The sequence below is a fragment of the Dolichospermum circinale AWQC310F genome (genome assembly GCF_000426925.1).
In the GTDB taxonomy this organism is placed as follows: Bacteria; Cyanobacteriota; Cyanobacteriia; order Cyanobacteriales; family Nostocaceae; genus Dolichospermum; species Dolichospermum circinale.
On record NZ_KE384696.1, the window covers coordinates 63,666 to 70,540 of the forward strand.

Here is a 6,875-nt window from a genome sequence, read left to right on the forward strand (position 1 = left end):
ATTATATATAATACTCTGTTATAAATATCTGAAAAAAACTATTAGCTAAAATAGCAGCTTGAGTTCTGTTTGTCAGATTTAGAACGTTTACAATATTTTCATTTGAGTCTTGGGGTATTTATATGATAGGAAACTGAGGGATTATATCATCTATCTCTGTCATTAATTTAATTGTTTCTATGACGACAATAATTATTTTTTGATAATGAGTAATTTCCGCGTCAGATAAATATATGTTAACACTTTTTCTGTCTTTTAACCATTTATCTAATACTTGATAACCACCTATTTTAAATTCCCATATTGTTTGAGGAATACCAGAAAAATAACAATCTTGATTAATAGCAATTTGTTGTTTATTTGGGTTATATTTAACTTGATTTATTTCATTTTTACCATCACCTTGATAATGGATAGCACCTCTTTCTTCTCCATTAAATAAAGGTAAATTAGCAGTAGTAGAAGTTTCTGATTTAGTCCTGGGAGTTGGGGGCAGATTTTTCATCAAATGTAAATTAACTAACTTTTCTCCTTTGATAACTAATTGATTAAATAATTCATTATTGCTAGTTAAAGGAAGACGCGGAAAATCAATCTTTAAAAACTGGGAGTATCGTTGACGATATTGAGGAGAATGAAACACAGCATAAATATAATAAAAGATATTTTCTGCTGTGGGAATATAACCCAATTTGGACTTAATTGTAGTGATAAATTCTGGAGAAAAATTAGGTTTTCTGTCTTGGGTTGTTTCGTTTTCTGGATAAATATAAAGAGGGAATAAATAATTAATTTCTTTGGTTTTATTAGAAATAGCACAAGATTCTATGATATCTTGAGTAGTACCAACTAAAGACCATTCCCCAGACTGAGATTGTTGTCTAACGGTAATTAATCCTAAATTATCACCTAATAACATATTTTTCATCACATCATTTCGAGGCATACAAATAAATCCCCTTGATTTACCTGTATAATAGGTGTATTTAATATCAAAAGGACGATATAAAATCTGTTTAATCGAATTTCTATTTATTGTATTAATTTTATTTTGTTTAACTCTGCTTTTTTTAATATCATCTTGCGCTAAAGCAACCTGCCAATCTCTTGTATCTTTTCCTAAATTATACTTTTCTCTTGCTTCTTCTGGTGGTAAAAATGCAAAATCATTAACAATTTTTTCCACGTCTTCAGGAGTTTTCTGAATTGTTAAAGAATCTCGTGCTGTGACAATTCCCACAGAATTAACAAGCATGATATCAGTTATTTTCCAACCTCGATTATATTCTTCTAAAGCATAAACATCTTGAGGAGTCAACAAATAAAAAGGAGAAATAGGATTGATTCTTTCCCATGCTACGGTTTTCATCGTTAATTCTTTCAATAACTCATATTTATGTTCACGATTTCCCCATAAATCAGCATAAAAAACGCCATTTTCTGGTGCATTTTGTTGATTAAATATAAGCTGATTTTTAGGAATATCCTTAACAGCAATTAAAATCGCTACTCCCTGTTGAATATCAAAGACATTTTGATCTATACTTCCATCTGGAGAAACTTCTTTTTTCTTAGCATTACCATGTAAATTCAGAATATAAATCCGATTAAAACTTTGTAATAAACTTTGACGCATTCCTCTAAATGTCGGGTTATCTAAATAACCATGATTGGTAACAAAAGCTAAAATTCCTACTCCTGTTTTATCAATTCTCCATTGTCCAAAGCGAATAAATTTTACATAATCATCTTGTAACCATTTGGGATTTTTTTCATCTAAAGATAATCCATCTATGTGATAATAATCTTTAACTAATCCTTCTATCCATTCATTTTTATTTTCTGAATGTCCCGAATAGGGAGGATTTCCTAAAACTACATGAATAGGAATTTCCGTTTTAATTGCTGCTGCTTGGTTTGCTTCTGCTGAGATATACTGGCCTAAAATTAATTCTGATTTTTTCACTCCTTCGTTTAAAGCATTAGTTAAAAAGATATTTAATCTTTCTTTTCCTTCAAATTCATAACCTAAGTTTTCTAATAATAATCCCAGTTTTAAATGTGCAATTGTATAAGGAGTCATTAATAACTCAAAACCATATAAACGTTTGAGAACTTGTTTATCTCTAAATAATTGATTCCAACGGTTGACTCCATATTTTTCAAAGTTAAAATAAATTTGTTTAATGACTTCATATAAAAAAGTTCCTGTTCCCGTAGCTGGGTCTAAAATTGTGACGTTTTTACTACCTAAACCATCATCTAAATTAAAATCATTTTCTAAAATATGATTAACTGCTTTAACAATAAAAGATACTACAGGTTCAGGAGTATAATAAACTCCTCTACTTTTTCTTAATGATGCTTCATAAGCTGCTAAAAATGTTTCATAAAAGTGGACTATGGGATCTTGTTTTCGCGTTTCTTGTCCAAAGTTTTCTAGAATGTTATTCATATCAACCTTAGCTAAAAGTTCCACTAAGCTATCAATTGTCCAATTAATTTTACTGATGATGTCTGTGGAAATAACTGTACTAAATAATCCTTGTAAAAAGGGAATTTTATCACTAATATAAATACCCGCAGTTTGACGATTAAATTGATGTGTTGTTTGTCCATGACAATGGCCTACCCTAGCGGTAAATAAACCATAAGCTATGGTTTGAGCGTACATATCAGCAAAATTATAATTATCTAAATCTGGTAATAGTAACTCTTGAAATAATAACTTTAATTGAGTTAATTCTCCTGTTTGTTCTTCGGTTTTCAATGCTTCATTAATACTATAACGAATAGCTTTAGTTGCTGCGGCCATTTCCTTAGCTAAATCATAGTAGTTATTAATAGTTTTTTCTTGTTTATTGAGAAATGATCTAATTAATAGTTCAGTTTCTAATATATGAGAAGCAGGGATTATTTGATTGTTTTCAATTGTAGCTAAGGTGGTTTTTAATTGCAGTTTACCATCAAGATACCAATGAAACTGAAGATAATTAGTCAGGATCAGATTTTCACCAATGGATGATTCTAAATAACGTTGTAATTGTTCAGTTTTTTCAATTTTATCTAAGTTTTCTCCGATTTTTTTGGCTTCAATATAACCGAGTAATTGATTATTCTTTCTCACAGTAAAATCAGGAATACCTGCTTGATTTCCCAGTTCTTCAACAGTGGATTTTATTCCTAAAATAACACTATTAATCAGATTTTCTAATGTGGAGTAGTGAGTGCGTTCACTGCCTTTTTCTAGTTTGCTTTGCAGTTGTTGTAAATAGTGTCTAAAGTCCATATATTTTCTGTGTTTTTAAAATAAATATGTGATGTTATCAATGATAATTTACTAGTAAAATACATCGTCAGAATCAGGATAGCCAGGAATTATATTACTAATTACCAATTACTAAGCTTTACTAAATAATTGGTAACTTTATGATTATAATTAATTTTAAAGATGACGGTGGCGAAATTCATGAATTTTTAATATTTCTTTACTTTATTTTCCGAGATAAATTTTCTAAAAACTATGATTTTGAGAGTAAAACAGTTTAATAGTTCAGTAAAGGAACTTGCACAATAATTTGATAACCTGCACCTAGATGAGTGTTAATTTCAAATTACCCTCCTAATGCTAAAATGCGATCGCGCATACTTTGTAAACCAAATTCAGTCAGAGCTTGACCTAAATCAAAACCTCGACCATCGTCGTGAATTATTAACTTTAAATTTTCTAAAGTTGTTGTTAATTCTAGTTTAATTTCCGGATAAAAGTGAATATTATAGGAACATACAAAACCGAAATAACGACAAATAACTACAAATAACCAAAGATTAATTATGAAACTGAAGACATTATCACTGCTTGCTGGTACTCTGGCCTTAACTTTAATCGCAACTCCCTTTGCAGTGCAAGCGCAGAACAACCCACCCTTACCCCAACCTGGTCAAGAATTACAAAAAAGAGGTTTATTTAAACACTTGAATTTGAACAGTGAACAAAAAGCGAAAATGAAGGAAATTCACACCAATACCCGCGCTCAAATTGATACTATTTTGACCACAGAACAAAAAAATCAATTAAAAACTGCAATGGAAAAACGTAAAGCTGAACGTCAACAAAGACAAAGACAACATCACAGTGGACATGAGAAAAAAGGTGATATTTTTAATTCTTTGAACCTAACGGACAAACAGAAAGATCAAATTAAACAAATCCATGATTCGGAAAGACAAAAAATGCAAGCTATATTAACTCGCCAACAGCAAACACAAATGAAGAAATTCCGGGGAGAAATGCGTTTTCATCATCAATAACGCAACCACCAATAATTTTTAACCATTGAAATAAGAATAATTAACTAGGGGTGGGTATAAAAGCCCATCCTATTTTTGTATGACTGACTATAAAAGCTGGCATAATCAATAAACCCAGTTACTTAAAAACTCCACTTCTGCATATCTTCTGCTGATTTGGTGTTAATAAGTCGCAAAACTCCACGCATTAACTCGCCAATGCTGTATCTTTCTGGCTGTGTAACTCTGCTAAATTCCAGTATTCTGCTTCTGCTTGGGCTAACTCAGTTTCAATCTGATGACGATTAACGTGGTAGTAAGCTAAAGCTGCATAAACTTGGGCAAGGTTGAGGTGACTTATCCGACGGGCAATTTCTTCAGCATTTGCACCTTGTTTGTAAAGAACAACCACCCGACTCACAGAAGTTTTAGTCCCTGTAATCACGGGACGACCATTATTGATATCTGGAGAACAGGTTACTAGCGTACCAATGTTAGTAGCAGTTGCCATGGTTGAGAGAATTTTTAGCTAAGGTTATTTAATTCTAGTTTATTATTGGCGCATCGCACCACAGGCGATCGCTTACAATGGATACTTGTCGGCATGATTTCCAAGAGTTCGATAGAATATCAAATGAAAAAAAGATAAACTCTTACTACTCTCACTCTCTGCGACTGGAGCGCCTCTGCGTGAGCTAAATTATCTAAATCAGCAACACCGAAAATTTAATCAAAAAAAGAGGTCTTTTTAGACCCCTAACAAAATCGAAATAAAATAAGCTCGCTATGTATAGAAATTAAGACAAACCAGCATTAGTACCTTGTTTACCAGTTGCTAATTCCACTTTAACAATCTTGCCACCCATTTTTTGAATCCGTTGTTGTTCACGGAACCAATTTTCATAGGGAACTAACTTAGTAAAGTAAGTGTTTTGTAATTCGCGTTGGGTGCGAGTACGAGATAGACTAGGAACACAAGCAGTTACTTTAAATAAACGAGCCATTTTTTTCAAATCTCCTCTATTTGTTTGTGGAAACTTTTTTATCTCAAAAATTTTGAGTGCAAATCTTTAATTAATCTTTCCCAGACTGGAAATCAACCATCAACACTAGACTGATAACACTTACAATCAAATTAGCAAGAGAACCTTCTAGCAATCATGATTGATTTCCAGACCAAAATACCAGTTTCGCACCTATATTACTAAGTGCAAACCTAACTCCTAGCTCAAGCCAGAGGAGATATAGTCGAAGTAAACGCCCATTTCTTTACCAGCGTCAGGACCTACCAAACTAGCGGTTACTTCCTTCATAGCTTGGATAGCTTGAACGGTAGAGCCTACGGGTACTCCCAAGGAATTGTAGGTTTCTTTCAAACCATTTAATACGCGCTCATCCAAAATGGAAGCATCACCAGCGAGCATAGCATAGGTAGCATAACGCAAGTAGTAATCCAAGTCACGGATACAAGCTGCGTAACGACGGGTAGTGTACATATTACCACCGGGGCGGGTAACATCAGAGTACAACAAAGACTTAGCTACAGCTTCTTTAACGATCGCAGCAGCATTAGCACTGATAGTACCTGCGGCACGAACGCGCAGTTCACCAGTAGCGAAGTAGCCTTTTAATTTTTCGAGAGCAGAGGTATCAAGGTATTTACCTTGAACGTCTGAAGAATTGATAACGGAGGTAATTGCGTCTTGCATTGTTGTTTTTTCCTTATTTCCAACCTTATTGTCACAGTATCAGTTTTAGCCGAGAATAGAGCTAAAACCTACTGCATTGCACCAACAACGTAGTCGAAGTAAGAACCAGCTTCACCAGCGTCTTCAGCAGACAACAAGGTAGCAGCAACGTTCTTCATAGCGGCAACGCCACCAGCAACTGCATCAATGGGAGTACCCAAAGACTTGTACATTTCCCGAACACCAACGATACCGATTTCTTCGATGGCTGTAACATCACCAGAAACGATTCCGTAGGTAACCAGGCGGAGGTAGTAGTCTAAGTCACGCAAGCAAGTAGCTGTCATTTCTTGACCGTAAGCGTTACCACCGGGGGAAACAACATCAGGACGTTTTTGGAACAGTTGGTCACCAGCTTGCTTAACAATGCGCTCGCGGTTTTCGGTCAATACTTGCGCGATGCGAAGGCGTTGTGCGCCACCAGCAACAAAACCTTTGATTCTATCTAATTCACCGGGGCTGAGGTAGCGAGCTTCTGCATCAGCATTCACGATAGCTTTCGTGACGATACTCATTAATGGATTCCTCCAAAACTAATGTAACCAGAGTTTGATTAAACTGGTACGACTTTATATGGTTGATAGTCAAGCCCGACATCTTGATTTACATTTCTAACCAGATTGACTGGATTTGGTGTAAACCAGATGGAAAACTCAAATACCTTCCGCAAAATATTGTCCAGTATTATGTTGAGCATTTATTACTGCTCTTAATATTTTGTAACATTAATTTTCAGATTTGCTCATTTTGAGGCAACAGGGAACAGGCAACAGGGAACAGGGAACAGGGAACAGGGAACAGGGAACAGGGAACAGGGAACAGGGAACAGGGAACAGG

The 6,875-nt window shown here is 34.4% G+C and carries 6 protein-coding genes; 1 reads left to right on the top strand and 5 read right to left on the bottom strand.

The window, feature by feature from the left end; translation table 11 throughout:
- Nucleotides 1-118 precede the first annotated feature (118 nt).
- Entirely contained in the window at nucleotides 119-3,289 is a 3,171-nt protein-coding gene (locus tag ACIR310F_RS0115700; RefSeq protein WP_028084649.1) for a type ISP restriction/modification enzyme, read from the bottom strand.
- A gap of 545 nt (nucleotides 3,290-3,834) precedes the next feature.
- On the opposite strand from ACIR310F_RS0115700, the gene ACIR310F_RS0115705 reads away from it, so the two are divergent.
- Entirely contained in the window at nucleotides 3,835-4,311 is a 477-nt protein-coding gene (locus tag ACIR310F_RS0115705; RefSeq protein ID WP_028084650.1) for a Spy/CpxP family protein refolding chaperone, read from the top strand.
- A gap of 187 nt (nucleotides 4,312-4,498) precedes the next feature.
- On the opposite strand, the gene ACIR310F_RS0115710 is transcribed toward ACIR310F_RS0115705, so the two are convergent.
- The 4 genes from ACIR310F_RS0115710 to apcA form a co-directional block, all read right to left on the bottom strand.
- Nucleotides 4,499-4,801, bottom strand: coding sequence for a DUF433 domain-containing protein (locus tag ACIR310F_RS0115710; protein WP_028084651.1), 303 nt, complete (start codon nucleotides 4,799-4,801; stop codon nucleotides 4,499-4,501).
- Nucleotides 4,802-5,087: 286 nt separating this feature from the next.
- Nucleotides 5,088-5,294, bottom strand: a complete 207-nt coding sequence (locus ACIR310F_RS0115715) for a phycobilisome linker polypeptide (RefSeq protein ID WP_027402734.1) — start codon at nucleotides 5,292-5,294, stop codon at nucleotides 5,088-5,090.
- A 219-nt stretch (nucleotides 5,295-5,513) separates the two neighbouring features.
- Nucleotides 5,514-5,999 (bottom strand): allophycocyanin subunit beta, encoded by a 486-nt coding sequence (gene apcB / locus ACIR310F_RS0115720; RefSeq protein WP_028084652.1) that lies wholly within the window; start codon nucleotides 5,997-5,999, stop codon nucleotides 5,514-5,516.
- A gap of 68 nt (nucleotides 6,000-6,067) precedes the next feature.
- Nucleotides 6,068-6,553: an allophycocyanin subunit alpha gene (apcA, locus tag ACIR310F_RS0115725; protein ID WP_028084653.1), complete on the bottom strand. Its 486-nt coding sequence runs from the start codon at nucleotides 6,551-6,553 to the stop codon at nucleotides 6,068-6,070.
- Nucleotides 6,554-6,875: the final 322 nt, after the last annotated feature.